At 70.2% G+C, this 26,229-nt stretch carries 26 protein-coding genes; 15 read left to right on the forward strand and 11 right to left on the reverse strand.

The annotated features are described in order from the left end of the window. Nucleotides 1-61 precede the first annotated feature (61 nt). Nucleotides 62-1,465 carry a PAS domain-containing sensor histidine kinase gene (locus AB0C26_RS14675; RefSeq protein ID WP_360246891.1) on the forward strand — a complete coding sequence of 468 codons (1,404 nt, stop codon included), beginning with the start codon at nucleotides 62-64 and terminating at the stop codon, nucleotides 1,463-1,465. 12 nt (nucleotides 1,466-1,477) lie between these two features. On the opposite strand, the gene AB0C26_RS14680 is transcribed toward AB0C26_RS14675, so the two are convergent. The 8 genes from AB0C26_RS14680 to AB0C26_RS14715 all read right to left on the reverse strand — a co-directional run bounded on the left by AB0C26_RS14680 (nucleotide 1,478) and on the right by AB0C26_RS14715 (nucleotide 8,418). After that, nucleotides 1,478-2,257 carry an SRPBCC family protein gene (locus tag AB0C26_RS14680; protein ID WP_360246893.1) on the reverse strand — a complete coding sequence of 260 codons (780 nt, stop codon included), beginning with the start codon at nucleotides 2,255-2,257 and terminating at the stop codon, nucleotides 1,478-1,480. A gap of 82 nt (nucleotides 2,258-2,339) precedes the next feature. Further along, complete coding sequence (locus AB0C26_RS14685) at nucleotides 2,340-3,074, reverse strand: hydrolase (RefSeq protein ID WP_360246895.1); 735 nt, start codon at nucleotides 3,072-3,074, stop codon at nucleotides 2,340-2,342. Nucleotides 3,075-3,175: 101 nt separating this feature from the next. Next, on the reverse strand, nucleotides 3,176-4,735 hold the full coding sequence (locus AB0C26_RS14690) for a methyl-accepting chemotaxis protein (RefSeq protein ID WP_360246897.1): 1,560 nt from the start codon (nucleotides 4,733-4,735) through the stop codon (nucleotides 3,176-3,178). 90 nt (nucleotides 4,736-4,825) lie between these two features. Then, nucleotides 4,826-5,068, reverse strand: a complete 243-nt coding sequence (csrA, locus tag AB0C26_RS14695; protein ID WP_360246899.1) for a carbon storage regulator CsrA — start codon at nucleotides 5,066-5,068, stop codon at nucleotides 4,826-4,828. A gap of 82 nt (nucleotides 5,069-5,150) precedes the next feature. After that, nucleotides 5,151-5,549: a flagellar assembly protein FliW gene (locus AB0C26_RS14700; protein WP_360246901.1), complete on the reverse strand. Its 399-nt coding sequence runs from the start codon at nucleotides 5,547-5,549 to the stop codon at nucleotides 5,151-5,153. A 41-nt stretch (nucleotides 5,550-5,590) separates the two neighbouring features. Beyond that, on the reverse strand, nucleotides 5,591-6,490 hold the full coding sequence (locus AB0C26_RS14705; protein ID WP_360246903.1) for a flagellin: 900 nt from the start codon (nucleotides 6,488-6,490) through the stop codon (nucleotides 5,591-5,593). A 33-nt stretch (nucleotides 6,491-6,523) separates the two neighbouring features. Further along, complete coding sequence (flgK, locus tag AB0C26_RS14710) at nucleotides 6,524-7,933, reverse strand: flagellar hook-associated protein FlgK (protein WP_360246905.1); 1,410 nt, start codon at nucleotides 7,931-7,933, stop codon at nucleotides 6,524-6,526. Then, on the reverse strand, nucleotides 7,933-8,418 hold the full coding sequence (locus tag AB0C26_RS14715) for a flagellar protein FlgN (RefSeq protein WP_360246907.1): 486 nt from the start codon (nucleotides 8,416-8,418) through the stop codon (nucleotides 7,933-7,935). The genes flgK and AB0C26_RS14715 overlap by 1 nt, the downstream gene beginning before the upstream one ends. A gap of 267 nt (nucleotides 8,419-8,685) precedes the next feature. Between AB0C26_RS14715 and AB0C26_RS14720 the strand changes: the two genes are divergently transcribed. The 14 genes from AB0C26_RS14720 (at nucleotide 8,686) to AB0C26_RS14785 (ending at nucleotide 22,315) form a co-directional block, all read left to right on the forward strand. After that, nucleotides 8,686-9,939: a flagellin gene (locus AB0C26_RS14720; protein WP_360246909.1), complete on the forward strand. Its 1,254-nt coding sequence runs from the start codon at nucleotides 8,686-8,688 to the stop codon at nucleotides 9,937-9,939. Between the two features lie 128 nt (nucleotides 9,940-10,067). Beyond that, nucleotides 10,068-11,414, forward strand: coding sequence for a flagellar filament capping protein FliD (gene fliD / locus AB0C26_RS14725; protein WP_360246911.1), 1,347 nt, complete (start codon nucleotides 10,068-10,070; stop codon nucleotides 11,412-11,414). A gap of 60 nt (nucleotides 11,415-11,474) precedes the next feature. Beyond that, nucleotides 11,475-11,855: a flagellar export chaperone FliS gene (gene fliS, locus AB0C26_RS14730; RefSeq protein WP_360246913.1), complete on the forward strand. Its 381-nt coding sequence runs from the start codon at nucleotides 11,475-11,477 to the stop codon at nucleotides 11,853-11,855. Nucleotides 11,856-11,865: 10 nt separating this feature from the next. Beyond that, nucleotides 11,866-12,201, forward strand: coding sequence for a hypothetical protein (locus AB0C26_RS14735; protein ID WP_360246915.1), 336 nt, complete (start codon nucleotides 11,866-11,868; stop codon nucleotides 12,199-12,201). Between the two features lie 205 nt (nucleotides 12,202-12,406). Next, nucleotides 12,407-12,754, forward strand: coding sequence for a flagellar basal body rod protein FlgB (flgB, locus tag AB0C26_RS14740; RefSeq protein WP_360246917.1), 348 nt, complete (start codon nucleotides 12,407-12,409; stop codon nucleotides 12,752-12,754). A gap of 2 nt (nucleotides 12,755-12,756) precedes the next feature. Beyond that, a complete protein-coding gene (locus AB0C26_RS14745) occupies nucleotides 12,757-13,149 on the forward strand; it encodes a flagellar basal body rod C-terminal domain-containing protein (RefSeq protein ID WP_360246919.1) in 393 nt (130 codons plus the stop codon). A gap of 10 nt (nucleotides 13,150-13,159) precedes the next feature. Then, a complete protein-coding gene (gene fliE / locus AB0C26_RS14750) occupies nucleotides 13,160-13,516 on the forward strand; it encodes a flagellar hook-basal body complex protein FliE (RefSeq protein ID WP_360246921.1) in 357 nt (118 codons plus the stop codon). A 1-nt stretch (nucleotide 13,517) separates the two neighbouring features. Then, a complete protein-coding gene (gene fliF, locus AB0C26_RS14755; RefSeq protein ID WP_360246923.1) occupies nucleotides 13,518-15,143 on the forward strand; it encodes a flagellar basal-body MS-ring/collar protein FliF in 1,626 nt (541 codons plus the stop codon). Nucleotides 15,144-15,221: 78 nt separating this feature from the next. Then, nucleotides 15,222-16,253, forward strand: a complete 1,032-nt coding sequence (gene fliG, locus AB0C26_RS14760) for a flagellar motor switch protein FliG (RefSeq protein WP_245922739.1) — start codon at nucleotides 15,222-15,224, stop codon at nucleotides 16,251-16,253. Beyond that, a complete protein-coding gene (locus AB0C26_RS14765) occupies nucleotides 16,237-16,911 on the forward strand; it encodes a FliH/SctL family protein (protein WP_360246926.1) in 675 nt (224 codons plus the stop codon). The genes fliG and AB0C26_RS14765 overlap by 17 nt, the downstream gene beginning before the upstream one ends. Nucleotides 16,912-16,920: 9 nt before the next feature. After that, on the forward strand, nucleotides 16,921-18,234 hold the full coding sequence (locus tag AB0C26_RS14770; RefSeq protein WP_360246928.1) for a FliI/YscN family ATPase: 1,314 nt from the start codon (nucleotides 16,921-16,923) through the stop codon (nucleotides 18,232-18,234). Between the two features lie 569 nt (nucleotides 18,235-18,803). Continuing rightward, entirely contained in the window at nucleotides 18,804-19,250 is a 447-nt protein-coding gene (locus AB0C26_RS14775) for a cell envelope biogenesis protein TolA (RefSeq protein ID WP_360246930.1), read from the forward strand. After that, nucleotides 19,247-20,260 (forward strand): transglycosylase SLT domain-containing protein, encoded by a 1,014-nt coding sequence (locus tag AB0C26_RS14780; RefSeq protein WP_360246932.1) that lies wholly within the window; start codon nucleotides 19,247-19,249, stop codon nucleotides 20,258-20,260. Before AB0C26_RS14775 ends, AB0C26_RS14780 begins: the two co-directional genes overlap by 4 nt. 21 nt (nucleotides 20,261-20,281) lie before the next feature. Further along, entirely contained in the window at nucleotides 20,282-22,315 is a 2,034-nt protein-coding gene (locus AB0C26_RS14785) for a flagellar hook-length control protein FliK (RefSeq protein WP_360246934.1), read from the forward strand. A gap of 52 nt (nucleotides 22,316-22,367) precedes the next feature. On the opposite strand, the gene AB0C26_RS14790 is transcribed toward AB0C26_RS14785, so the two are convergent. From AB0C26_RS14790 to flhA, 3 genes are read right to left on the reverse strand one after another with little or no spacing between them, the layout of a single operon-like run. Further along, nucleotides 22,368-22,613: a hypothetical protein gene (locus tag AB0C26_RS14790; RefSeq protein ID WP_360246936.1), complete on the reverse strand. Its 246-nt coding sequence runs from the start codon at nucleotides 22,611-22,613 to the stop codon at nucleotides 22,368-22,370. Beyond that, nucleotides 22,610-24,193, reverse strand: a complete 1,584-nt coding sequence (locus AB0C26_RS14795) for a hypothetical protein (RefSeq protein WP_360246938.1) — start codon at nucleotides 24,191-24,193, stop codon at nucleotides 22,610-22,612. The genes AB0C26_RS14790 and AB0C26_RS14795 overlap by 4 nt, the downstream gene beginning before the upstream one ends. Further along, nucleotides 24,171-26,213: a flagellar biosynthesis protein FlhA gene (flhA, locus tag AB0C26_RS14800; RefSeq protein WP_360246940.1), complete on the reverse strand. Its 2,043-nt coding sequence runs from the start codon at nucleotides 26,211-26,213 to the stop codon at nucleotides 24,171-24,173. The genes AB0C26_RS14795 and flhA overlap by 23 nt, the downstream gene beginning before the upstream one ends. Nucleotides 26,214-26,229: the final 16 nt, after the last annotated feature.

Raw genomic sequence — 26,229 nt, forward strand, 5'->3', positions numbered from 1 at the left:
GCCGCGTTATGCTCGTTTCCTCATATCTTGAGGGGACCGTGTGCAGAGTGCGGCGCATGACGTGGGCAGGCTGTCCCGGCTGACCGCCGGGTGCGCCGGTGTCGCGGTCGCCGTCTTCGGCGCCGCGGCGCTGCTCATGTCTCTTCGAGGTGCTCCGCCGGACGGCCTGCTGGCCGATCCGGCGGCCGCGCTCGTCCCGGCCGGACTGAGTCTGCTGCTCCAGGTTCTGCCGGTGCGGCACCGCGGGACCGGCCGGGTCGTACACGGGCTCGGCCACCTTCTGATGATCCTCGCCGCCGCCGTCGGCGCGCTCGGCATCGCCGGTCAGCCCGGCCCGGCCATCGCCACCCTCGTGGCGGTGGCCGTTCTCGTTCTGCTGGCCCGTCTCATCCGTACGCTGCACGGCGCCGAGCGGCGGCAGCGCCGGCTCGTCGGCGAGCTCGAGGACCGCGAGAAGTTCGCGGCCACGCTGCTCCAGTCGATGAACGAGGCGGTCATGGTGATGGACGCCAACTACCACGTCATCGACGTGAACCGGCGCTGGCGCGAGCTCACCGGGCACGGCGCCGACGAGCCGGTCCGGTTCGATCCGCCGCCCGTGCCGCCGGCCGGCGGCGACTGGCTCCTCCCCCGGGTCGACGGCAGCACGGTCCCGGTGCTGGCCACCGTCGCGCCGATCCCCGACGAGCGGGGCGCGCCACGGGCGTACGTGGCCACCTATGTCGACATCGCCGACCGCAAGCGGGCCGAGGAGACGCTCAGCGAGCACGCCGCCGAGCTGGAGCGCGGCAACACCGCCCTGCGCGAGGCGAACACCCGGCTCGAAGCGGCGCTCACCTTCAAGAACGACCTGACCTCGATGCTCACCCACGACGTGGCCCAGCCGATCAGCTCGATCGCCAGCCTGGCCGAGCTGCTTCGCGCGGACTGGGACGACCTGCCGGACGACATCCGGCTCGAGCTCGCCACGAAGATCGACAAGAACACGCAACGGCTCATCAAGATGATGAACGACCTTCAGCTGCTGTTCCGGCTCGACATGGGCTCGGTCACGGCCCGGCGGGCGCCGGTGCCGCTGCGCGAGGTGGCCGAGGCGGTGGCGGCGGCCACCTCTTCCCAGGTTCGGGTCCTGGTCGGCGACGACGTGTCGGCCCTGGCCGACCGGGGGCACGTCACGGCCGTACTCCAGAACCTCGTCAACAACGCGGTCGCCTACGGGTCGCCGCCGATCGAGGTGAGCGCCGAGCGACGGGGTGAGACGGTGGAGCTGGCGGTACGGGACAACGGGCCCGGCATCTCGGACGAGCTCCTGCCCAACCTCTTCGGGCGGTTCATGCGCGGGGCCGGCCTGGGACTGTTCATCGTCCGGCACCTGGTCGAGGCGAACGGCGGCTCGGTCCGCTACGAGCAGGCGACGCCACAGGGGGCGAAGCTCGTCGTCACCTTCGAGCTCGCCCCCGTCTGAGCAACCGGCGCCCTACAGATCCTGGGCGCTGCCCCGGTCCTCTTCGTTGATCATCCCGTCGCCCCAGGCGTCCTTCTGCGGGGTGCGCCCGCCCATCGGGGCGGTTCCGGCCGCGCCGCTGATCGGGCCGGTCTTCGTGATCCGCCGTCCCGGGGGCAGTACGTCGTCGAGGTCGCTGGCGCTGCGGATGCCGGGCGCCGAGGTGATGTCCACATTGGTGCCCCGGTTGGCCGCGAGGCCACCGTGGTGGGGGAGGTCGATGGTGCTGCCGTTGCTGCGCTCGGCCGCGCTCGTGCCCCAGCCCGCGCCGGGATGCGGCGGGCGGTGCCTGGCCCGGGCGGCGACGGCGGCCGGCGACGGGGCGAGGCGCTTGGTGCTGGCGCCACCCTCGACCATGCCCTTGAACGCGGTCAGGTCGTCCTTGAGCCGGCGGTTGAGCGACTGCTGCCCGTGCCGGTCATTGGGCATGAGGAAGGCGATGTCGGCCTCGAGCTGGGCCACCACCTGCGTCTTCGTCTCGCCCAGGGGCCGCAGCGTGAGGGTCTCGGCCAGCAGCGGGCCCTCCATGGTCGACCACGAGACGCGCTCGTCGACCCGGCGCTCGGTGATCTGGGCGTCGAACTCGCGCGTCTTCCCCTCGACATCCATGATCCAGTGGGTCTGGTCGCCACCGATGGTGGTGACTTCACGGACGCCACTCATGAACCGTGGGTAGTTCTCGAACGCGGCGAGTTGCTCGTACACCGTGTGCAACGGTGCACTCACCTCGATGGCCTGCTGAACCATACTCATCGCATCTCTCCCATGCCTGCGCGTGTTGACTGTCGGCATGACTGAGAGTACGTATGGGATAACTAAGCGAAGCCGGTTTCGATCAGACCCGACGTACGTACTGCCACTGCCCGACCTCGGCCGCGTACCGGGCGTCACTCGCGGGCACCATCGCCACCCCCGCCGCACGCAGCATGGCCACGATTCGGCCCGACGGGCTGCGCCACGCCTCGCTGATCTCGACCAGGGTGCCGGTCTCGCGGCAGGCCGCGGCGAGCGCGCCGACCAGTTCCTCGGAGAGCACCGCGTCGTCCAGCCCGACCTCGGTCAGCAGGCGCAGCGGGCGGGCGAGCTGGGTCGGCGCGTACCGGCAGGCTCGCCGTAGACCGAGGATCGTGGTCGCCACCAACCGCTCGGTGACCTGCTCGGCGGTCATCTCGCCGGTGGAGATCAGGGCGCGGACGTCCCGGGCGCCGAGCACGCCGCGCTCCAGCGGCAGGCCCGACACCGCCACCGAGACCGCCTCGACGTGCCCGAGATCGGCCGGCAGGGCCAGCCAGCCGTCGGGCCGTACGACCTCGATCTCGGCGGCCACCCGCAGGGTGAGATCGGTGCGGCGGCGGGCCCGGGCGATCGCGTCCGCGTACGCCGGCAGCCAGCCGGAGTCGGGGCCGACCTGGTCGGCGAACGTGATCGCGGTGAGGCCGGCCTGATCGGCCGCGGAGACGATCACTCCGACGCTGTCCCGCCCGGCCGAGAAGCCGGTGTGCACATGCGCGTCCGTCATCAGATCCAGCGCGTCGACGGCGCTGACGACTGATTCCCGCTCTGCGGTCACATTCTCTCCCGGCTGGTCGGCTTTCCCTACAACCAAGAGATTGCGGCAGGGGCGTTGTCAACCCCGGTGTGCGGCCGGTGCGGCTCGGTTTCTTGTGCCTTTCACAGGCGGAAGGTTCCGACCAGGTCGCGCAGCTCGTCGGCGGTGCGGGAGACGTTGCCCGAAGCCTGCCGCGTCTCCTCGACGCCGCGCAGCGACTCGGCGCTGGCAGCCGAGACGTCGGAGATGTTGGTCGCGATCCGCGAGGAGCCGTTGGCGACCTCGGCGATGTTGCGGCTCATCTCGCCGGTGGTGGCGGTCTGCTCCTCGACGGCCGAGGCGATGGTGGTCTGGAAGTCGTTGATCTGCGCGATGACCTCGGAGATCCGGGAGATGACCTCGACCGCGCCGCTGGTGTCCTGCTGGATGGCGGCGACCCGGCTGCCGATGTCCTCGGTCGCCCGTGCCGTCTCCTGGGCCAGGTCCTTGACCTCGGAGGCGACCACGGCGAAGCCCTTGCCGGCCTCGCCGGCGCGGGCGGCCTCGATGGTGGCGTTCAGCGCGAGCAGGTTGGTCTGCTCGGCGATCGAGGTGATCAGCTTGATGACGTTGCCGATCTCGGCCGACGAGTCGCCGAGCTGGCGCACGGTCTCGGTGGCGCGAGCCGCCTCGGAGACCGCCACCGAGGCGATCTGGGCCGACTCGCTGGTGTTGCGCGAGATCTCGCGGATCGCCAGGCCCATCTCCTCGGAACCGGCGGCGACCGACTGCACGTTGCGGGCGATCTCCTCGGCCTCGGCCGAGGCCGCCGCGGACTGACGGTCGGTGTTCTCGGCCGCCTCGGAGATGCGCACGGCCACCACGGAGAGCTGCCCCGCGGCCTCGGCCAGGGCGTCGGCGTCCCGGCCGATCGTGGCCATGGAGGTACGCATTGACTCGAGCGCGCCGTCGAGTCCCGCCGCCATGCGGCCGAGCTCGTCGCGGCTCGTGATGCCGCTGCGCCCGGTCAGGTCGCCGCGGGAGAGCGAGTCGATGACCGCGCCCAGCGTGCGCACCGGCACGAGGATCGAACGGGCCAGCGGGATGGCCAGGGCGACCAGCAGGATCAGCCCGGCGATGGCGACGGCCAGCGAGAGCGTACGGATGCGGTTGACCGTCTTGGTCATGTCCGCCTGCTCGGCGGCGACCGTGGCCGTCACCTGGTCGACGAGCGCGCCGAGCTCGTCGTCGGTCTTGTTGTTCCGCTCGGAGATCTCGCCGAGCCGCGACGTCACCGATTTCGGGTCGGCCTTGGCCGCCGTCGTGAACTCGGTGATGAAAGCGCTGAAGTCGACGAAGTCCGGCCGGTCGTCGGCGAACGTGGCCGCCATGTCGCCGGGCAGGTTCGCGGCCACCACCGCGTCGGCCGCCTCGGTGGACGACTGCACGTCGTCCAGGACGTCCTGGGTGACGTCCTGCCCCAGAGCGGAGCGGTAGGCGTCCACCTTCAGCTCGCTCTGGCGAGTGTCCAAATGGTTCAGTGCGGCCTGGCCGGATTGCAGGCGCGACACCAGATCCGCCTGGTCGGCCAGCTTGTTCTGCCCGACCAGCGAGATCGTGGCGAGGGTGGCCAACATGACCGCGCCGACCACGACGATCAGCGTGAGCCGCTTGGCGATCCCCAGGTGGGCGAGTCTCGACATCGCATCTCCTTTGGCAACTGTTCCGCACCTGCCCGGAGACGCCGCCGGCAACCCGTGTCGCGCACTCTATGAGTGCGCGACCGCCACGTTTCAGGCCGGTGAGTCCGGCGACTGCAACAACTTCGAGACCGCTTGAACCTCGTCCTCGGTGGGCGAGGCGGCCTCCTGGTTGGCAGCCCGTAGCTCCCGGTACACCTCTTCGCGATGCACCTGCACGTCACGCGGAGCCTGGATGCCCAGCCGGATCACATCGCCGCGCGCCTCGAGCACAGTGATGATGACGTCGTCGCCGATCATCACGCTTTCCCCGGCGCGCCGGGTCAGTACGAGCATCGTCGGTGCCCTCCTCCATCCGTGGACGGACAGCATCGCGAGACGGCGCGGTCGCGGGGACCGCGACCGCGCCCGAGACGGTTCAGTAGGCCCGGTTCATGATCGCGCGGACCGGGAGACCGGAGCCGCTGAGCACGACCTGCATGGCCCGCATGCTGTCCCGGTCGACCACGATCGGCGCCAGCAGGTTCGCCGTGGTCTCGTTCTGGCCGGCCGTGATGACGGTCAGCAGGAGCAGGCGGTCCGGGTCCTTGCTGTTCAGGGCCGCGAAGACCTCCTTCTCGATCTCCGGCGCGTAGTCCGGGAAGAAGGGCTCCGGCGGCGCGACGAGGAAGCGGAGCTCCGGGTCCTCGATGGACGTGAACGCGTAGAGCAGACCGTCCTCGTTCAGCCGCACCAGGACGAACTCCCGGTGGGCCGGGAAGCCCGGCATGGGCACCGCCATGGTGATGGTCGGCAGGCCCATGGACGCGTCGGTCATGGAGGCCTCGATGGGTCGGTACGCGGTGCGAGTACTCATGGTCACCTCAGGAAATCGATGAGCGAGGGCTGGATCACCTTGGCCGAGGCGGCCAGGGCGGCCTGATACGAGGTCTGCTGGATCTGCAATTCCATGATCGCCTTGGGCAGGTCGACATCCTCGATATCGGACAGCTGCGACGTCACGGACAGCAGATGGTCGTCTGCTGACTGCTTCATCTGCGTAATCCGATTATATCGGGCGCCAACGTCCGAAAGGGTGGACTTTAGTAAATCGTGGGCCGAATCGAGCCGACCCAGTGCGTCGTCCAATGCCTCGTGCTTGTTGTTCTCCAACGCATCCGAAATGTCACTCAGCACCTTGAAGAGCTGAGTGTCACTGGTGTTGTCACCGAACGCGTCGACACCGTTCGACTCGATGCGGACGCGGGCGTTCGGCCCGACCGTCCGGGTGGTCTCGGCGGTGTTCCCGACGAACTTGCCGCTGTCGTCGAAAGCTATGTCGCCCGGCGTGGTGCCGCCGAAGACGGGCCGGCCCATGTACTTGGTGTTGGCCTCGCCGATCAGCGCCTGGCGAATGTTGTCGATCTCGTACTTCAGCGCCATCCGGGCGCCGTCGTCGCCGGAGGCCGCGTTCAGGCCCTGCACTGTCAGGTCGCGTACCCGGATGACCTGGCTCGAGGCGGCCCCGAGCTTGTCCTGGATCGTGCCGAGCCAGCCCACCCCGTCGTCCGCGTTGCGCGTGTACTGCTGGGTGGCCCGCAGCTCGCCGCGCAACTGCAGCGAGGTGACCGTGCCGGTCGGCGAGTCCGACGGTTTGCTGAGCAGCTTGCCGCTGGAGATCTGCGCTTGCAGCTTCTGCCCGCGGCCCATGCTGCGCTGGAGGTCACCGAGCATGCGATGCGACATGCTGGTATCGGTGACGCGGCTGGGAATCGTCATGCTGCCCTCCTCACCATGCGGTCCTGCTCACCGTCATCGGCCGACCAGGCCGGTACGGTTGATCAGCTGATCGAGCATCGAGTCGATGGTGGTCAGCACGCGGGAGGCGGCCTCGTAACCCCGCTGGAAGGTCAGCAGGTTGGTCATCTCCTCGTCGAGGTTGACGCCCGACTCGGCCTGGCGCGCGGTGTCCACCTGGTCGGTGACCGCGTCCTGGATGTCGCTGCGCCGGGCGGATGCCTGCGAGGCCACGCCCAGCTTGCCGATCATGCTCTGGTACGCCGCGTCCGGGCCGTCCGGGGAGGTTCCCATCTCGGACAGCGAGTCGGCGATGCCGTGGTCCAGCGCGGCCTTCGTCTCGTCGAGATCCTTGGGGTTGCCGGCCGAGAACGCCACCTTGTCGGGGGTGGTGATCAGCACCTTGATCTCGCCGGCGGTGGTGCCCTCGAAGAAGGCGGTGCCCTCCTCGCCGGTCTTGGTGTACCCGGCCGTGACCGCGTCGTTGACGGTCTTGGCGAGAGTGGCGGCCACGTCGTCGAGCTGACCCGAGATGGTCGGGATGATGTTGTTCATCGTGTCGAGCATCGCGCCCATCTGGCCACCGGCGGCCACGGGCGCGTCGGTGTCGGTCCACTTGAGAGCGATCGGGTTGTCCTCGGCCCACAGCGCGAGCGACGGCGGTCCGGTCAATTCCACTGTGCGCGTGCTGAAATCGCTGACCAGCGGGGCCGTACCGAGGTAGACGTTTATCGCGCCGTTCGTCTTGCTCTGCGTCGTCGCCCCGGTCAGCTCGGACAGCTGCATGATCTGCATGTCGCGCTGGTCCATCAGCTCGTTGGCCTCGAGGCCGGAGGCGTGCGCCACCACGATCTGCTGGTTCATGTCGGCGATCCGCGACGACAGGTTGTTGACCTGGCTGACGAACGCCTGTGCCTGGTCACGGTTGGCCGTGAACTGGTTGTCCAGCGAGGCGTGGGTGTCGTTCAGGGTGGTCGCCACGGTCTGGCTGCGCTCGATCAGCGCGGTCCGGGTCGACGGATCCTGCCAGTTGTTGGCGACGTCGTTCCAGGCGTCCCACATGTCGTGCATCCGGGCCTGGAGGGCGGTGTCGCTCGGCTCGGCGAGCACGCTTTCGATCTGCTCGTACGTCGCCTTCTGGGTCGAGAGATACGAGGAGTTGGCGTGCTCGGTGCGCCCGCGCTGCTCCAGGTACTCGTTGCGGCCGCGCTCGACCGACGAGACCGTGACGCCGTTGCCGACCTGGGTGGTCGTCGCGTAGACGCCCGGGTTCAGGCTGCCGGTCTGCGACTGCATGCGGACCTTCTGCCGCGTGTAGCCCTCGGTATTGGCGTTGGCGACGTTCTGGCCGGAGATGTCCAAGCCTCGGCGCTGCGCGTAGAGCGACGTGAGCGCCGTGTTCAAACCGCCGAAGGAACTAGCCATCAGATTGCCTCATCAACCAGGCTGGAGCGGCGGACGCCGCCCGATACGGTCTGCCCCTGCGGTCCGTACGTTTCCACAGTTTCGGCGAACGCGAGCATGGTTTCGCGGGCCGCGCGCTGACCCGCGGTGAGCAGGTCCCGGTTCACGTCGGCGAGGGCACTGATCTCGGAGGTCAGGAGCAGGAAGGCCTTGCGGTGCTGGTGCAGCAGGTCGCCCCAGGGCTCGGGGGCGGCGTCGGCGAGCTCACCGAGCGAGGCCTCGGCCGGCAGGCCGAGCTCGACGGCGCAGTCCTGGGCGTAGGCGGCCCGGATGACCTCGGTCTGCCGGATCTGGTCGAGAACCACCTCGACCTCGCGGGTGGCGTGGCTCAGCCAGCGCGAGCGGTTGGCGGCGAGGAGCAGCTGCTCCTCCTCAAGCTTGAACAACAGCATCTCGAGCAGCTCACGTGACCGCCACAGGACGCTGGCCAGGTCGGTCAGACTCACCCCTGGACCTCCGTCTCGCCTCGGGTCGGGCACGTCCCCACTGACGAGCCCGCTCATTCGGACAGGTCGGCACGTCCCCGACTCCGCTGAGGGATTTCCCCCGATCGGGCCAATTCCGGGTCCGCCGCCTTTCTGCGGGTTCGCCGGAAAAGGGCGAAGAAATCTCGCACACTGCTCAGGAACCGTCGGCGTCGCGCCGAACGGAATGGCGTACGCCTCGGCTCCAAGGACGGGCCGGCATAGAGACCCCTCAGGGAGGAACCACCAATGGGTCTTCGTATCAACCAGAACATCGCCGCGCAGAACGCCTACCGGAACCTGTCGGTCACCGACAGCCAGATGTCGAAGTCGCTGGAGAAACTGTCCAGCGGTTTCCGGATCAACCGGGCGGCGGACGACGCGGCCGGTCTCTCGATCTCCGAGGGCCTGCGCTCGCAGATCGGCGGTCTCAAGGTCGCCGTCCGCAACACCCAGGACGGCGTGAGCGTCGCGCAGACCGCCGAGGGCGCGCTGAACGAGGTCACCTCGATCCTTCAGCGCATGCGTGACCTCTCGGTGCAGACGGCGAACTCGGGCGCCACCGACACCGAGGCCGCCAAGGCCTCGAACAAGGAGATGCAGCAGCTGAACGCGGAGCTCGACCGGATCGGTGAGACCACCGCGTTCGGCAAGTCGAAGCTGCTGGGCGGCGCCTTCGGCGCGGTCGAGAAGACCACCGCCACCGCGGTCAAGGACACGGACGCGCTGAAGGAGGTCAAGGACAACGGCGTCGCCATCAAGATCGACCAGATCGGTGGCAAGGACGTCGTCGACCCGGCCGACGGCACCACGGCGAAGCCGATCACGCTCACGATCGCCAAGGAGGACTTCGCCGACGCCACGACCGCTCAGGACGTCGCGGCGATCGTGAACGAGAAGCTCCAGGGCGCGCTGAAGGAGGCCGGTTACCAGGGCACCGAGGTGTCCATGTCGGCCCGCACCACCATGGCCGTCGACCCGGACGACACCAACACGCCGCCGGCCAAGGTGCCCACCTCGAAGTTCGAGTTCTCGGCGGCCTCGGCCGGCCTCAAGATGGACGACATCGGCGGGCTGGGCGTCGACGCCACCGCGAACAAGGCCATCGAGGGCGGCAACAGCGGCAAGTTCCAGGTCGGCGCGAACCGCACCGAGAGCATCAACATCAACATCGGGGCCGTCGACTCGGAGACCCTGGGCACCGGCGCCCTCGACCTCACGAAGGACCCGGACGCCGCGATCGACGTGCTCGACAAGGCGATCCAGTCGATCTCCGACAGCCGCGCCTCGCTCGGTGCGGTCCAGAACCGCTTCGAGCACACGATCAACAACCTGAACGTGGCGGTGGAGAACCTGTCCGCGTCGGAGTCGCGTATCCGTGACACCGACATGGCGCAGGAGATGGTGTCGTTCACCCGGTCGCAGATCCTGACCCAGGCCGGCACCTCGATGCTGTCGCAGGCCAACCAGTCGGCGCAGAACGTTCTCTCGCTGCTGCGCTAACCGAATTGCCACCGTCCGGAGCTGAATCTTCCGGCCGCGTGACCGAATAGGTGGGGGAAGCCGGCGGAACATGCCGGCTCCCCCACTTGCTTTTTCAGCACCTCTTTCGCACCGGAAGGCAGGCGTCCGTGTCTACTTCGGTTGACGGCCTCGTCAGTGGTCTCAGCACCTCGTCCGTGATCTCACAGCTCATGCAGGTCGAGGCGGCCCCGCAGACCCGGCTCAAGAGCAAGGTCTCCACGGCACAGACCGCGGTCACCTCCTACCAATCGGTCAACACCAAGCTCTCCGCCCTCAAGACCGCCGCCGAGGACATCGGCAAGCTCGCGACCTGGCGCTCGGTCAAGCCGACCTCGAGCTCGACCACCGTGACGGCCACCGCGACCGGCGGCACCAACACCGCCTCCGGCACCACGATCTTCAACGTGGGCGCCCTGGCCGGCAACCAGATCAACACGGCCAAGGTCGCCAAGGAAGGCGACATCACCGCCGCCACCACTATCGAGTTCACCGTCGGCGGCACCCCGAAGACCGTGACCCTCGGCGAGAACAAGACGGCGCAGGGCGTCGCCGACGCGATCAACGCGGCCGGCATCGGCGTCAAGGCCGTCCTGGTCACCACCGGCGGCAACGAGAACATCCTGCAGTTCAGCGGGGCCAAGACCGGCGCCGCGGCCGCCTTCAGCATCGACAGCGGGCTCGACAGCCTCAACCTGGTCGAGGTGGCCCAGGCCAAGGACGCCCGGCTCGACATCGGCGGCGGCGAGGGGATGGCCGGCGGGTACAGCGTCACCAGCAACACCAACACCTTCACCACGCTGATGCCGGGCGTCTCGATCACCGTCTCCAAGCTGGAGAGCGACGTCACGATCAGCGCCGAGCCGGACGTCAGCGGCATGGCCGCGAAGATGCAGGCGCTGGTCGACGCCGTCAACGGCACCCTCACCGAGGTCGCCACCCAGACCGCGTACGACGCCGCGACCAAGAAGGGCTCGCCGCTGACCGGCGACTTCATGGTCCGCAACATGTCGCAGGCAATTCTCAGCAAGATCAGCCTCGGACTGAGCTACGAGAACCCCGCCTACGACGCCACGACCAACCCGGGCGCCGACAAGATCATCAACACCACGCTGGCCAAGCTGGGCGTCGAGCTGTCCCGCAGCGGCCAGCTCACCTTCAACACCAGCACCTTCAAGGCCAAGTACGCCGAGGACCCGTCGGCGTTCCAGGCCGCGGCCATCGCGTTCGGCGACCAGATGCGGGGACTCTCGGTCGACCAGTCCAAGAACGTCACATCGGTGATCACCGGCCGCAAGAACGAGATCGACAACCTCAACAGCCAGATCGACAACTGGGACCTGCGCCTCGAGGCGCGCAAGTCGGCTCTCCAGAAGAAGTACTCCGACCTCGAAGTCTCCCTCGGCAAGATGAAAGAGCAGTCCAGCTGGCTCGCCGGACAGCTCTCCGGTCTCTGATCCGCCCTGGCCCACCAGCCTTTTCCGCACCAGCCCGTCCGCACCTGACCGAGGAGAACCATGGCCGCACCGAACATGCGTGACCGCTACCTACAGGACTCGATCAACACCGCCTCGCCCGCCAAGCTGCTGATCATGCTGTACGACCGGCTGATCCTGGACCTGATGCAGGGCGAGGAGGCGTTGCACGCCGGCGAGCTGGAGACCGCGCACGAGAAGATCACGCACGCCCAGGAGATCGTCATCGAGCTGCAGGTCAGCCTCGACGTCGAAGCCTGGTCCGGTGCGCCCGGCCTGGCCAACCTCTACGGCTACGTGCTGACCGAGCTGATCGGGGCCAACATCGCCAAGGACGCCGCCCGGGTGGCGGCTTGCCGCACCTTCCTCGAGCCGCTGCGTGACGCCTGGCGAGAGGCGGCCGCCTCGGCGGTCGCGGGCTGAGCGGGCTTCGGTGAGCGGCGAGGAGTCCGGCGGCGGCTGGCACGGCGCCTGGAACGCGGCCCTCGACGAGCTGGAGCTCGACGTGGCCACGGTCGAGGCGATGCTGGCCGACGAGCACCGGCACGCCGAGACGCCGCCGGCCAGCCTCTGGAAACCGCCGACCGAGCTCGGCGCGCTGCCGCTGGAACTCAAGCCGCGCGCCGACGAGATCCTCACCAGGCAGCTCAAGGCCGCCCAGGAGATCGCGCGCCGGCTGACCGCCAACCGTCAGCAGATCGCCGTGACGACCCGGATCGAGACCGGCGAGGCGGTCAAACGGCCGCTCTACGTCGACCGGGCCATGTAGCTCGCCTCGCTCGCCGGCCCTAAAAAGCAGACAACGTCCCGGGACCCCCTATGCGGGGTTCCCGGGACGTTTTTGCGTGCAACCAGTCAGCAACCGTTTGGCGCTCAGCGGATCGCCGGTCAGGCCGAACTGCATGGTACGAGCAACGGATTGCTCCCCGGAACGCCACGGAACGGCACCTTGACTCTCCCAGCAAGGAGCTGCTGTGTTCGACGACATCTCCTCGAACTCGTTGAAGGTCGCGGTCGCGGGTCTCGCGCAGCGGCAGAGCGCCATCGCCAACAACATCGCGAACATCGAGACCCCCGGCTACCGGGCCCGTAAGGTCGAATTCGAGGACGCGCTGCGCAGCGCCGTCGCCAAGGGCATGTCCCCGCTCGGCGTCGCCCCGAACGTCCAGAACTCGCTCGAGCCGACCCGGCTCAACGGCAGCAACGTCAACCTCGATGAAGAGACGCTCTCCCACATCGACACGACGATGCGCTACCAGCTGACCATGCGGGCGCTGGACTCCAAGTACTCGATGCTGCGCGACGTCATCAAGGGAGCCTGATCATGAGTACCTTCAACGCTCTGGGCGTGGCCGGCACCGGCGTCACCGTCTACCGCAAGTGGCTGGACGCGGTGTCCGACAACATCGCCAACATGAACAACGTCAGCCGGACCTCGGAGAAGGCGTTCCAGGCCCGCTACGTCGTGGCCCAGGAGGCCGCGGACGGCAACGGCGCTCAGGTCGGCGGGGTGCAGTTCGGCAGCGCCGAGGGCGTTCTCGTCGAGGAGCCGGACAACCCGCTCGCCGACGCGCAGGGCTACGTCCGTAAGCCGGACATCGACCTGGGGTCCCAGATGGCCCAGATGATGATGGCGCAGCGCGCCTACCAGGCCAACCTCGCCGTGGTGGACCGCGCCAAGGACTCCTACACCGCGGCGATCAACCTCGGGAAGTGAGGTATAGGCCATGACTTCCGCGATCAACCCGATCGGCGGGTTCTCCAGCGTTGCCGGCCTCGACGCCGTCACCGGCGGCATCACCGGGGCGGGCGGCGCCGACTCGCTGGCCGCCGGCACCCGCGCCCAGGAGGCGCAGGGGCCCAACGAGAGCTTCGCCAGCATGCTCTCCCGTGGCCTGGAAAGCGTGCAGGCCAGCCAGAACAACGCCGAGGACCTCGCGACCAAGGTCGCCACCGGCGAACTTCAGGACCCGGCGCAGTACACCATGGCCGCCAACGAGGCGCAGCTCGGACTCCAGCTCACGCTCGCCGTCCGCAACAAGGCCGTGGAAGCTTTCCAAGAGATCATGAGGATGCAGGCCTGACATGACCGACCGCCTTCCCGCTCCGGTTCGCCGCGTCACGGACACGTTCCGGTCCTTCACTCCGGGACAGAAGGCCGTCACGATCGCGGCAGTGATCGCGCTCATCGTCGGTGCGTATTTCTTCGCCACCTGGGCGTCGAAGCCGAACTACTCGATCCTCTTCAACAACCTGTCGAACAAGGACGCCAGCGCGATCGTCGAGTCGCTGCAGAAGGCCGGCACCAAGTACGAGCTGGCCAACGACGGCCAGACCGTGCTGGTGCCGCAGGACCAGGTGAACGAGCTGCGGCTGTCGCTGAGCAGCGAGGGCCTGCCCGGCGACGCCGGCACCGGTTACTCCCTGCTCGACCAGCAGGGCATCACCACCAGCGACTTCATGCAGCACACGAACTACCAGCGCGCGCTGGAGGGCGAGCTCTCCAACACCATCAAGTCGATCGACGGTGTCGAGGCGGCCACCGTGCACCTCGTCATCCCGCAGAAGGACGTCTTCGCCGACAACCAGGACGTGCCCACCGCCTCCGTGCTGGTCGCGTCGAGCTCGACCCAGCCGCTGAGCAGCGACCAGGTGCAATCGATCGTGCACCTCGTGGCGTCCAGCGTCGAAGGCCTCGACCCGACCCAGATCACCGTGGCCGGCGCCGACGGCAAGATCCTGTCGACCGGCGGCGGCGCGAACGTCGGCACCGGCGGCGACAGCGGCACCGAGGCGCAGACCGTCGCCTTCCAGAACCGGATGAACAGCTCCCTGCAGAAGCTGGTGGAGAGCGTGGTCGGCCCCGGGCACGCCGTCGTGACGACCACGGCCGAGCTCGACTTCGACCAGACCCAGACGCAGACCAAGACCTACAACTCCGACCCGTCGGTGCCCGCGCTCTCCGAGAGCAACAGCCGCGAGGCGTACAACGGACAGCAGAACTGCGCCGGCGGCGTGCTCGGCCCGGACAACGTCTCCGGCCCCGGCTGCACCACCGGCGGCACCGGAAATGACGCCGGGCAGTACGAGAACAGCACGAACGTCAAGAACAACGCGCTCAACGAGACCCAGGAGACCCGCAAGAGCGCCCCCGGCAAGATCGCCAAGCTCAACGTGGCCGTCCTGCTGGACAGCAGCGTCGCCGGCACCGTCGACCCGGCCCAGGTGCAGCAGCTGGTCAGCGCGGCCGCCGGCATCGACGCCACCCGCGGCGACACCATCGCGGTCAGCGCCATGCCGTTCGACACCAGCGCCGCCCAGGCCGCGCAGAACGCCCTGAGCGCCTCGACCACGGCCGCCCAGCAGGCCAAGCAGATGTCGCTCATCAAGACCGGCGCGCTGGGCGCGATCGTCCTGGCGCTGCTCTTCCTGGCCTGGCGCTTCAGCCGCAAGAGCAAGAAGCGCCGCGGCCTGACCCCCGAGGAGCGCAAGCACCTGGAGGACATGCAGGCGGCGCTGGAGGCCCAGCGGCTGGCCGAGCTGAACCAGGCGATCCCCGCTCAGATGCTGGAGGCGGGAACCGCCATGGACGACACGAACGTGCAGGCTCGCCAGGAACGCCAGCGCGAGATCGAGCAGATGGTCAAGGATCAACCTGACGAGATGGCGGTGCTTCTCCGCGGCTGGCTGGCCGCGGACGCGACGCACTGACGCTTGGCGGCGGCCGGTTCGCCGGCCGCCGCCTTTTCTGCTGACGGTCTTTCCGCCGACGGTCCGAGGGAGTACGCGTTGACCACACCCACACCGGCGCTCACCACCATGTCGATGACGGGCGTGCGCAAGGCCGCCATAATGCTGGTCCAGTTCGGCAAGGAACAATCCGCGCAGATCATGTCGCAGATGTCCGAGAAAGAGGTCGAGATGATCTCGGCCGAGATCGCTCGGCTCGGCAAGCTCGACCCCACGCAGGTCGACGACGTGATGGACGAGTTCTACGCCATGGCGACGACCCGCTACGCCGGGTCGGGCGGCATGGACTACGCCCGCGAGCTGCTCGAGGCCTCGCTGGGCAAGGAACGGGCCGCGCTCATACTGGACCGGCTCGAAGCCTCGATGAACGACATCCCCTTCAACTTCCTCAGCCACGCCGACCCCCGGCAGCTGCTGTCGTACGTGCAGTACGAGCACCCGCAGACGATCGCCCTGGTGCTCGCGCACATCCCCTCGGCGCTCGCGTCGTCGATCCTGGCCGGTCTCTCGCTGGAGGTCCAGACCGAGGTCGCGCACCGGATCGCGGTCATGGACCGTACGTCGCCCGAAATCATCCGCCAGGTCGAGCAGGCGCTCCAGCGCAAGCTCTCGACAGTGCTCCAGCCGGACGAGCTCTCCACCGTCGGCGGCCTGCAACCCCTGGTCGACATCATCAACCGCGCCGACCGGACCACCGAACGGCTCATCCTGGAAGCCCTGGACGCCCGCAGCCCCGAGCTGGCCGAGGAGATCCGGCGCCGGATGTTCATGTTCGAGGACATCGTCAACCTCGAGGACCGCGCCATCCAGCTCGTGCTGCGCCAGGTGGAGCCGGCCGACCTGGCCACCGCCCTCAAGGGCGTGCCCGAGACGGTCCGCGAGAAGGTCACCAAGAACCTGTCCGAACGGGGCCGCGAGAACCTGCTCGAGGAGATCGACCTGCTCGGCCCGGTCAAGGTCAAGATGGTCGAGGAGGCCCAGGCCAAGATCGTGTCGGTCATCCGCTCGCTCGAGGACTCCGGTCAGATCGAGGTTCAGCGCGGCGGCGAGGCCGATGAGCTCATCGCCTGACAGCCGGCCCGTCCTGCGGGGCTCGATGGCCGACTCGGCCGCCGCCGCCCGCTTCTCGGTCGACCTGCGCACCGGGATCCCGGCCGACAGCGACGCCATCGAGCGGGCCAAACAGCAGGCCCGCACCGCGGGCTACGCCGAAGGCTGGGCCCAGGGCCAACGCGAGGCCGCCGTCGAGGCGCAGGCCGCGGCGGCCCGAGCCCAGGCCGGCGCCCAAGCGTTCGAGCAGCGGCGCGCGGCCGCCCTCGTCCAGGCCGTCAACGCCCTCGGCCGGGCCGTCACCGAGCTGGAGAACCAGCTCATGCCGACCTTCGCCGAACTGCAGGAGGTGCTGCTCGCGCACGCCTTCGAGCTGGCCGAGGCGATCATCGGGCGGGTCGTGGACGACCCGCAGGGCCGCGGCATGGACGCCCTGCGCCGGGCCATGGCCGCCGCACCCGAAGCCGGCCGGCTCGTCGTCAGCCTGCACCCCGACGACTTCCACACCCTGGTCGGCGAGAACGGCGAAGCCGACTTCGAGTACGAGGGGCGCCAGATCAGCCTGCGCCCCGACGGCGGCCTGCGCCCCGGCGACGCGGTAGCCGAAACCGGCATGGGCACAGTCGACGCCACCATCGCGGCGGCGGTGGACCGGGCCCGCGCAGCGCTGCGGATCTAGGAGGCCAACATGACCGATGTCTTCCGGCATCGCATGAACGCGGCGCTCGAGGCGGCCCGGCCGCTCACCCGCGGCAAGGTCGTCGGAGCGGTCGGCCTGCGGGTCACCGTGGCCGGCATCGACGCCCGAGTCGGCGACCTGCTCCAGATGGGCGAAGGCCCGGAAGCGGTCTACGCCGAAGTGGCCGCGCTCGACGGCGAAAAGCTGTCCTGCCTGCCGCTCGGCCCGATCGCCGGCCTCGGCACCGGCACCCCCGTCGTCAACACCGGCGGGCCGCTGCGCGTCGCCGTCGGCCCCGACCTCCAGGGCCGCATCCTGGACGGCCTCGGCCGCCCGATGGACGGCGGCCCCCCGCTGCGCGGCCAGATGGTGAGCATCGACGCGGCACCGCCGTCCGCGATGGAACGCCAGCTCGTCGACGCACCCATGCCCCTGGGCGTACGGGTCCTGGACACCCTCGTCCCGTGCGGCCGCGGGCAGCGCATCGGCATCTTCGCCGGCTCCGGCGTCGGCAAGTCAACACTGATGAGCATGATCACGCGAGGCACGTCGGCCCAGCTCAACGTGGTGGCGCTGGTCGGCGAACGCGGCCGTGAGGTCCGCGAGTTCATCGAACACGACCTGGGCGAGGAAGGCCTGGCCCGGTCCGTCGTGGTGATCGCCACCTCGGACACGCCGCCGCTGGTACGGCTCAGAGCGGGCGCGGTGGCGACCCGGATCGCCGAGTACTACCGCGACGAGGGCGCCGACGTCCTGCTGATGATGGACAGCGTGACCCGGGCCGCCATGGCCCAGCGCGAAGTCGGCCTGTCCGTCGGCGAACCGCCGGCCACCCGCGGCTATCCGCCGTCGGTCTTCGCGATGCTGGCCTCCCTGCTGGAACGGGCCGGGCCGGGCGCGCGCGGCAGCATCACCGGCCTCTACACCGTGCTGGTCGAAGGCGACGACCACAACGAGCCCATCGCCGACGCGGCCCGCTCCATCCTCGACGGCCACATCGTGCTCGACCGCAAACTGGCCACGGCCGGCCACTTCCCGAGCATCCAGTCCCTCGACTCGATCTCGCGCGTGGCCAACAAAATCACCACCCCGCAGCAGAAGGCGGACGCCACCGAGCTGCGCCGGCTGATGGCCGCCCACCGCGACATCCGCGAGCTGGTCGAGATCGGCGCCTACGTGCCCGGCACCAACCCGGACGCCGACCGGGCCACCGCCATCTGGCCGCACATCAACGCCTTCCTCCGCCAGGGCCTCGACGAACGCGTCACCGCCGAACAGGCGTGGGCCCAGCTACACGCCCTGATCCAGGCCGCCGGCGCCTGACCACCCTCCCACCCCACCACCGTCACCGAGATAGCCCGCACCCCGACCCACAACCCACGACCCGCCGGCAAGCCCTCGCGCCTCTAGGCCGCCCCACAAAGACAGCCCGCGGAGCAAAGCAGGCCCCACTCCCCCGGCCACCGCCAACGAGCCGGCCGCGCCGCGAAGCGAAGCCGGCTCTCACCCTCACGGCCACCCCCGACGAACCGGCCAGCCGAGCGCAGCCGGCTCTCACCCTCGCGGCCACCCCCGACGAACCGGCCAGCGAAGCGAAGCCGACCCCACTCCCGCGATTCACTGTCGACGAGCCGGCCTGCGGAGCGAAGCGGAGCCGGCCCCCACTCCCCGCGATCGCCGCCGGTGAGTTGGCAGGTGATTTTCCGCCGCCCGCGGGGTGTGCGGGTGACGGAAAATCACCTGCCAACTCACCGGTTACAAGGCGATCGCCCGCGCAGCGAAGCGGAGCCATCAGCTCAGTTGCAGCTCGGGTGCAAGGACTCAGCGAAACGGTGTGTGGGCCGACCTTCTGTAGTGAGGGCGCCATATGCCCGTGTGCCAGGGAGGCGATCTTGAACCGATTCTTCCGACTCTCGCCCGTACTGCGCGCTCGCAAGGCGCAGGAGGATGTCGCGCGCGGCGCCGTGAATCAGTCGCGCGCGGAGATCCGGGACGCGCAGGCTCTGGTGAAGCGCCGGCATCTCGATCTGGTCGGCGCCGAGGCGCCCACCGAGGGGACCGCCCGGTCGATCGTCGCGTCGATTGTCGCCCGGCAGTCGCTGGCCGCCTCGCTCATGGGGGCTCAGCGCATGGTGGCCGAGGCCGAGGAGCTGGAGCGCGAGCGCATGGCCGTGCTCGCCGATGCCGCCAAGCGGCGCCGGGCCGTCGAGATGATGGCCGAGCGGCACGCCGACATGGTGCGCGCCCACGATCTGCGGAAGGACCAGGCCAACCTGGATGAGCTGGCGATGACGAGCAAGGCGCGTAACGCCGCCCGGGGTGGCGGGAGCGAGGCGTGAGGGGCGTCGCCGGGGTGCTCAACCGCATCCAGGAGTTGCAGGGCCAGCTCGGCCTGACCCCGGTCAGCCCGGCGCCGGGTGCCACCGGCACCGCCGCCAACGGCACGGTGACCACGGTCGGCGGCAACACTTTCGCGTCGGCGCTGGCCACCGCTACCGGTGGTGCGCCCAGCATGCGGCTCAACAGCGCGGCCACCGGGCAGTCGGTGGTCGACGCCGCGAAGAAGTATCTGGGTACGCCGTACGTCTTCGGCAGCACCGACCCGGACAAGGGCCTGGACTGTTCGTCGCTGGTGCAGCGGGCCTTCGCCGACCTCGGCATCAAGGTTCCGCGCCTGTCGTACCAGCAGGCCAAGGTGGGTGAGACGGTGCCGAATCTGGCCCAGGCCAAGCCGGGTGACATTCTCGCCTTCGACTCGCCGGTGGATCACGTGGCCATCTATGTCGGCGACAACAAGATGATCGCGGCGCCCAAGCCGGGCGATCAGGTCAAGATCCAGAGTGTGTACGAGAAACCGACGCACATCCGCCGGGTCGTGCCGGAGACGGACACGAGCGCGGTGGCCGCGCAGAACGGTGCCGCTGCCATCCGCCCGGCGAGCCTGCGGGGCGGCGATTCCCTGTCCGGCGTGCCCTACGCCGATCTTTTCGTGCAGGCCGGCAACCGGTACGGCGTCTCGCCGAAGTTGCTGGCGGCGGTGGCCAAGGTCGAGTCGGGCTACAACCCGGACGCGGTCAGCAAGGTCGGCGCGCAGGGCCTCATGCAGATCATGCCGTCGACGGCGAAGGGCCTCGGCGTCAAGAACGCGTTCGACCCGGAGCAGGCCATCAACGGCGCCGCCAAGCTGCTCGCCCGCAACCTCCGGGAGTTCAAGTCGTTGCCGCTGGCCTTGGCCGCCTACAACGCCGGTGGCGGTGCGGTGCACAAGTACGGCGGTATCCCGCCGTTCTCGGAGACCCAGGCGTACGTCCCGAAGGTCCAGAAGGCGCTCGCCAACCTGGGCGGTTGAGCCACACCGAGGAGAGGTCTCATGAAGAGCCCGAATTCCGTCAGCGGAGCGGACCGGATCGCCGACATCGGCCGCCGGCCGGGGGCCAAGCGCGGTGAGGGCGGGGAGGAGTTCGACTCCGCGCTGTCGGCCGAGCTGAGCCGCCCGGGTCAGGACGACGGGCAACGGGCGGCGCGGGGCCGGGCCGACGAGCAGCGCGCCGACCAGCGGGCCGCCACCGACCGCGCGGCCACGGACCGGGCGGCCGAGCGGACCGCTGACCGGGCCGCCGAGCGCGCCGCCGACCAGGCGGCCGACCAGCGGGCCGCCGCCGGCCGCAACGCGTTGCAGCGCGAGGCGGCGGAGCGGGCCCGCCTCAACCGGGCCGACGCCGACCGGGCGGCGGCAGACCGGCGGACCGGCCGGGCCGAGCGGCCGGACAAAACCGACCGAGCCGACCGAACCGACCGAGGTGACCGGGCGGATCGGGCGGACCGGGGCGACCGCGCGGAGAGGACCGACGGCAGCGACCGGGCCGGCGGAGGGGACCGGGCCGAGGGAAGAGACCGGGCCGAAGGAAAAGACCGGCCTGAGGGAAAAGACCGGCCTGAGGGAAAAGACCGGGCTGAGGGAAGAGACCGGGCCGAAGGAAGAGACCGGACCGACCGGGCGGACGGCCGCCGTACCGCCGACGGCGACGCCGCCCAGCCGGCCGGCACCCAGCCGGCCGACGGTGAACTTGAGGGCAAGCTCATCGCGGGTGCAAGCGGCGACGCCGAGCAAGCGGGCGACGAGACCGCGGCGCCGACCGGCGAGAAAACGGCCACGCCGGAGGTCAAGGCGGCCGAGACAGCACCCGTACCCGGCGCGGCCGCGCTCGCCCAGGCCGGTGCCCTGGCCGCCGCCACCACCGCGCAGGTGCCACCCACCGTCCAGCCCGACCAGGCCTCTCAGCCGGCTGCGGCCGGCGGCGCCCGGGCCGCAGCGGGTGGCCCGGATCGGGCGATCGGCGGGGTCGCGCTGGCCGGCGGCCCGGCGACGACCTCCTCCGCCACCCCACTGCAGACCGGCAACGGTCTGCCGCCGACCGGCGCTCACCTCAACCCCGAGGCGCAGGCCGCGGCGGTGCAGGCGGCCACCGGCCGTTCGGCGCTCGGCCTCGGCACGATCTCCGGCGCTCAGCCGGGCGCCGGCGGGGCGGCCGGCCTGCCCATTCCGGCCGAGTTCGCCGCGCAGCTGGCGCAGGACGGCGTCTCGGTGATGACGCCGGCCACCGCGCCCGACGGTTCGGGCCGGCTCGCCGTTCAGGACGCCGGGGCGCCGGCCGCCGACGCGGCCGCCACCGCGACGGCTACGGCGCCGGCACCGCCGGCGGCCGACGCGGGCGGGGCCGCACCTGCCGCCGTACCCGGTGAGGGCGAAACCGCACCGCCCGCGGTGACCACGACCGAAGCCGCGCCGGCTCGTGCCGGTGACGCCGCCGCGCCCACCGCGAATCCGGTCAATCCGGCCGCGGCGCCCGGTGTGGCGGCCGACGGCGCCGCCAACCCGGGCATGCTCGGGCAGGCCGGGATGGCCGGTGTCTCCGGACCGCAGGCCGCCGCGCCGGCCGCGCTCACCGCACCGGCCGCGCCGCCGCCTCCGCCCGGTCAGCTGTCCAGCCCGCCCGCCGCCCAGCTGGCGATGCGGATCGTGCCGCTCAAGCTGGACGCCGACGGCGTACACCGGCTGACCGTCCACCTGCATCCGGTCGATCTCGGACCGGTCCAGGTGGTGGCCGAGATCCGCAACGGCGACATCACCGTGCAGCTCACCGGCAGCACCGACGCCGGCAACGAGGCGTTGCGCAACGCCATGGACGACCTGCGCCGTGAGCTCAACGACGCCGGTTTCGGCAACACGAACCTCGACCTGCGGCAGGGCAACCCGCAGCAGGAGCAGGCGCGGCAGCAGTTCGCGGCGAGTTTCCCGGGAATGGGCCGCGGCGAGCGGGCCGAGACCGCCCTGCCGACCGAGCCGGCGCCGGCCGTCCGGCGGGCCGTGCCGGGCGACAGCCGCCTGGACATCCACGCCTGACGCACCACAGCGGACAGCGAAGAGACCGGCGGCCTGGCGGCCGCCGGTCTCTTCATGCCTGGGTCAGGCCGTCCTGGCCTTCGAGCGGTGTCGGTGTCACCGGTGTGCCCTTGTCCTCGTCCTTGCGGCCGTAGCCGGCGGTGACGAACCGCAGCCCGGCCAGGAGCAGGGCCGCTATCGGCACCGCGATGATGAACCGGATCAGCACCTGGGTGATGTCGACCTCGTCGAGCACGTAGCGGTACAGCGCCGGCGCGCTCATCAGGAGCGCGAACAGCAGGACCGACGGGCGTATCACGGCTGGCGTGCCGATCGGGTGACCCGGCGGGGCGCGGCCGCGACCGGTGCCACGTCGGAGGCGATCCGGGCGCACAGCATGGCGGCCCAGGCGTGCGGGGTGGCCGGCTTGCCGTCCAGCGAGTGGATCGGCAGGTCCAGGCCGAGCACCGAGCCCGGGTCGGCGGTGAGCTCGACGCCGTGCACCACCAGGGCCTCGACCTCGCCCAGAGTACGCAGGTGGCGGCCGGTGTCGGCGGTCTTGCGGGTGGCGTCGACGACCGCCCACAGCGCGGTGGCGCCGATCGCGTCGCACATCTCGTTGACCCAGAGCGGGTCGGTGCCGCCGACCGGGGCGTCGAGGACGACGACCCACGACTGCTCGGCCTGGTGCAGCTTCTCGGCGCGGGTCTCGGCCGCCTCCGGGGTGGAGATCAGCCGGGACGAGTGCAGCCCGGTGCCGGCCGTCGACGGGGCCGCCAGCAGCAGGTGGTTCTCGGGAACGTCGATGTTCTCGAGGAGCTGCCGGGCGATCGGCACCGCGATGTTGATGTCGCCGGCCAGGACCAGGATCTCGCCCGGCCCGTCCGGGATGCCGGGCGCGGACGGGCGGGCCGCCAGCACGCTCAGCACACCGGCGTAGGTGTCGCTGCCGGTGATCTGCCGGGCCATGGCCTCCGGCATGCCGACCGAGACGAGGTTGTTCACCACCTGCTCCGAGGCTGACTGCGGCTCCGGGGTGGCCGGCACCGCCGGCGCCGGGGTGACCTGCTGGAACTCGTAGGGCTCGGGCGTGGGCGCCGGCGGCTCGTCCACCTCGACCTCGGTGGCGGCGAACCCGCCGATGTGCTCGGCCAGGTTGGGCGTGTGGGCCGGCGCCTGCGGCGCCACCTCGGCCACCGGGGCCGGTGGCGGCATCGTGGCGGCGACCGGAGCGGCCGGGGCCGGGGCCGGGGCGACCGGCGGCGCGGCCGGCGACTGCGGCTGGATGTGCTGCACCGGTGGCGGCTCGAAGGCCTGCGGCATGGCCGGCTTGGCGCCGGCGTTGACGGCCGACTCGGTCGCCGCGGCCGGGCGGAACGGCCGTACCGTCGGCGTCTCCTCCCGCGGCGGCGGCTTGGGCCGCGACCGCTCGGTGGCCGTGCCGCCGGTGGCGTCGAGCCCGGCCATGAGCTCGGCGAAGGCGGCGCCGGTGTCGCCGATGGCGGCGTGCCGGCCCTCGTCGGCGCCGAACTCCGCCGGCGGCTTGGGCCGGGCCGTGGCGAACGACGCCGGGGTCACCGAGCGGGGCGTGGCCGTGCCGAACGCCGGTCGGGCCGGTTCGTCCATCCGGTCCTGCGACTCGGCCCGCTCGAGGAGCCGTTCCAGGCTGTGCTGGCCGTTGTCGGCCGTCTTCGATCGCTGTGGCATGTCGTTCCCGTCCTCGTTCCCGTCCGGCACTTCCACGGAAAGCTCGTAATGCTGCTTCGCGAAGAAGCCGCCGACGCCGCCACTGCGGACCTTGTCGGCTGAGATGATCCGGACCCGGGAGCCGTACTCATCGCGCACCTGAGCCAGCAACGGCTCGATGGCCGGCCCCTCAAGCAGCACCCGCGTAGGCACCGTTCACCACTCCTATCGTCTCGATCTGTGCTGTGGAACCAGAGATTTCGCCGTACGACAGCACCTGCACCCGGCGTGAGCCGGCGCGCAGGAGCCGCATCAGTGGCAGCCGCAGCTGTGGCGAGCAGGCCAGCACCGGTGCCAGTCCCTGCTGTTCCGCGGTCTCGGCGAGCCGGGCCGCCTCGGTGACGATCGCCTCGGCACGCATGCCGTCGATCGCCATGAAGGCGCCGGTCTCGCTGGGCCGCAGCGATTCGAGCAGTTGTTGCTCGAGCATGGGGTCGAGCGTGATCACCGTGAGGCGGCCGCCGGTCGCGTACTGGGCGGCGATCGCCGGTCCCAGCGCGCCGCGAGCGGCCTCGACCAGGGAGTCCGGGTCGACGGTGTGCTTCGCTCGAAGGGAGAGCGCTTCGAAGATGCGGACCAGGTCGCGGATCGGCACGCCCTCGTCGAGCAGCGCCTGGAGCACCTTCTGGATCTGGCCGAGGCTGAGGATCGACGGGGTCAGCTCCTCCACCACCACCGGGTGGGTGCGCTTGACCATCTCGGTCAGCGCGCGGACGTCCTCGCGGCCGAGCAGGCGGCTCGCGTTGCTCCGGACGACCTCGGCCAGGTGCGTGATGATCACGCTGGCCCGGTCGACGACCGTCGCACCGGAGAGCTCGGCCTGATAGTGCAGCTCGGAGGGCACCCACTTGCCGGGCAGGCCGAATACCGGTTCCACGCCGGCCCGGCCGGGCAGGCCCTGGAGGCCGTCGCCGATCGCCAGCACGGTGCCGGGCGGCGCCTCGCCGGTGCCGGCGTCGACGCCCGAGATCCGGATCGCGTACGAGGAGAGCGGCAGGTCGAGGTCGTCGCGGGTGCGCACCGGCGGCATGATCACGCCGAGCTCCATCGCCATCTTGCGCCGTAGGGCGCGGACCCGGTCGAGCAGGTCCCCGCTGCTGGCGTCGACCAGGTCGACCAGGTCGGGCGAGAGGGCGAGCTCGAGCGGGTCGACCCGCATCTCGCCGAGCAGTTGCTCCGGCGAGTCGGCCGGTGGCATCTCGACCGCCTCGGCCGCGGCCACCTCGGCCTCCGGCACCGGGTCCTTGATGCGCTGGGCGAAGACCAGGACGGCCACACCGACCAGCAGGAACGGCACCTTGGGCAGGCCCGGGATGATGCACAGGGCGAGCGCGGCGGCGCCGCCGATGCGCAGCGCGAGTTTGTTCTGGCTGAGCTGGGCGGTGACGCTGGAGCCCATGTCGCCGGAGGTGGCCGAGCGGGTCACGATCAGACCGGTGGCCACCGAGAGCAGCAGGGCGGGGATCTGCGAGACCAGGCCGTCGCCGATGCTCAGCAGGCTGTAGTGGTTCATCGCGTCGGTGGCCGACATGCCCTGCTGGGCGACGCCGATCGCGAACCCGCCGACCAGGTTGATCAGGGTGATGATGATGGCGGCGATGGCGTCGCCCTTGACGAACTTGGAGCCACCGTCCATCGCGCCGTAGAACTCGGCCTCCTCGGCCACCTCGGCCCGGCGCTTCTTGGCCTGGTCCTCGTCGATCAGGCCGGCGTTGAGGTCGGCGTCGATCGCCATCTGCTTGCCGGGCATGGCGTCGAGGGTGAAGCGGGCGCCGACCTCGGCCACCCGCTCGGCGCCCTTGGTGACCACGACCATCTGGACGATGACCAGGATCAGGAAGATCACCAGGCCGATGACGAGGTTGCCACCGACGACGAAGCTGCCGAAGGCGTGGATCACCTTGCCGGCGTCGCCGTCGCGCAGGACGAGCCGGGTCGCGCTGATGTTGAGGGCGAGCCGGAAGAGGGTGGCCACCAGCAGCAGCGCCGGGAAGACCGAGAAATCCAGCGGCTTCTGTACGAACATGCTGGTCAGCAGGATCAGCAGGGCCGCCGTGATGTTCACCGCGAGCAGCATGTCCAGCAGGAAGGTCGGCAGCGGCACGACCATCATGAGGATGATGCCGATGACCCCGACAGGCACGGCAAGCCGGCTGAGATTGCGGTTCTTCACGACACCTCCCCGGGGT

This window comes from Actinoplanes sp. NPDC048796 (assembly GCF_040650035.1).
GTDB lineage: Bacteria > Actinomycetota > Actinomycetes > Mycobacteriales > Micromonosporaceae > Actinoplanes.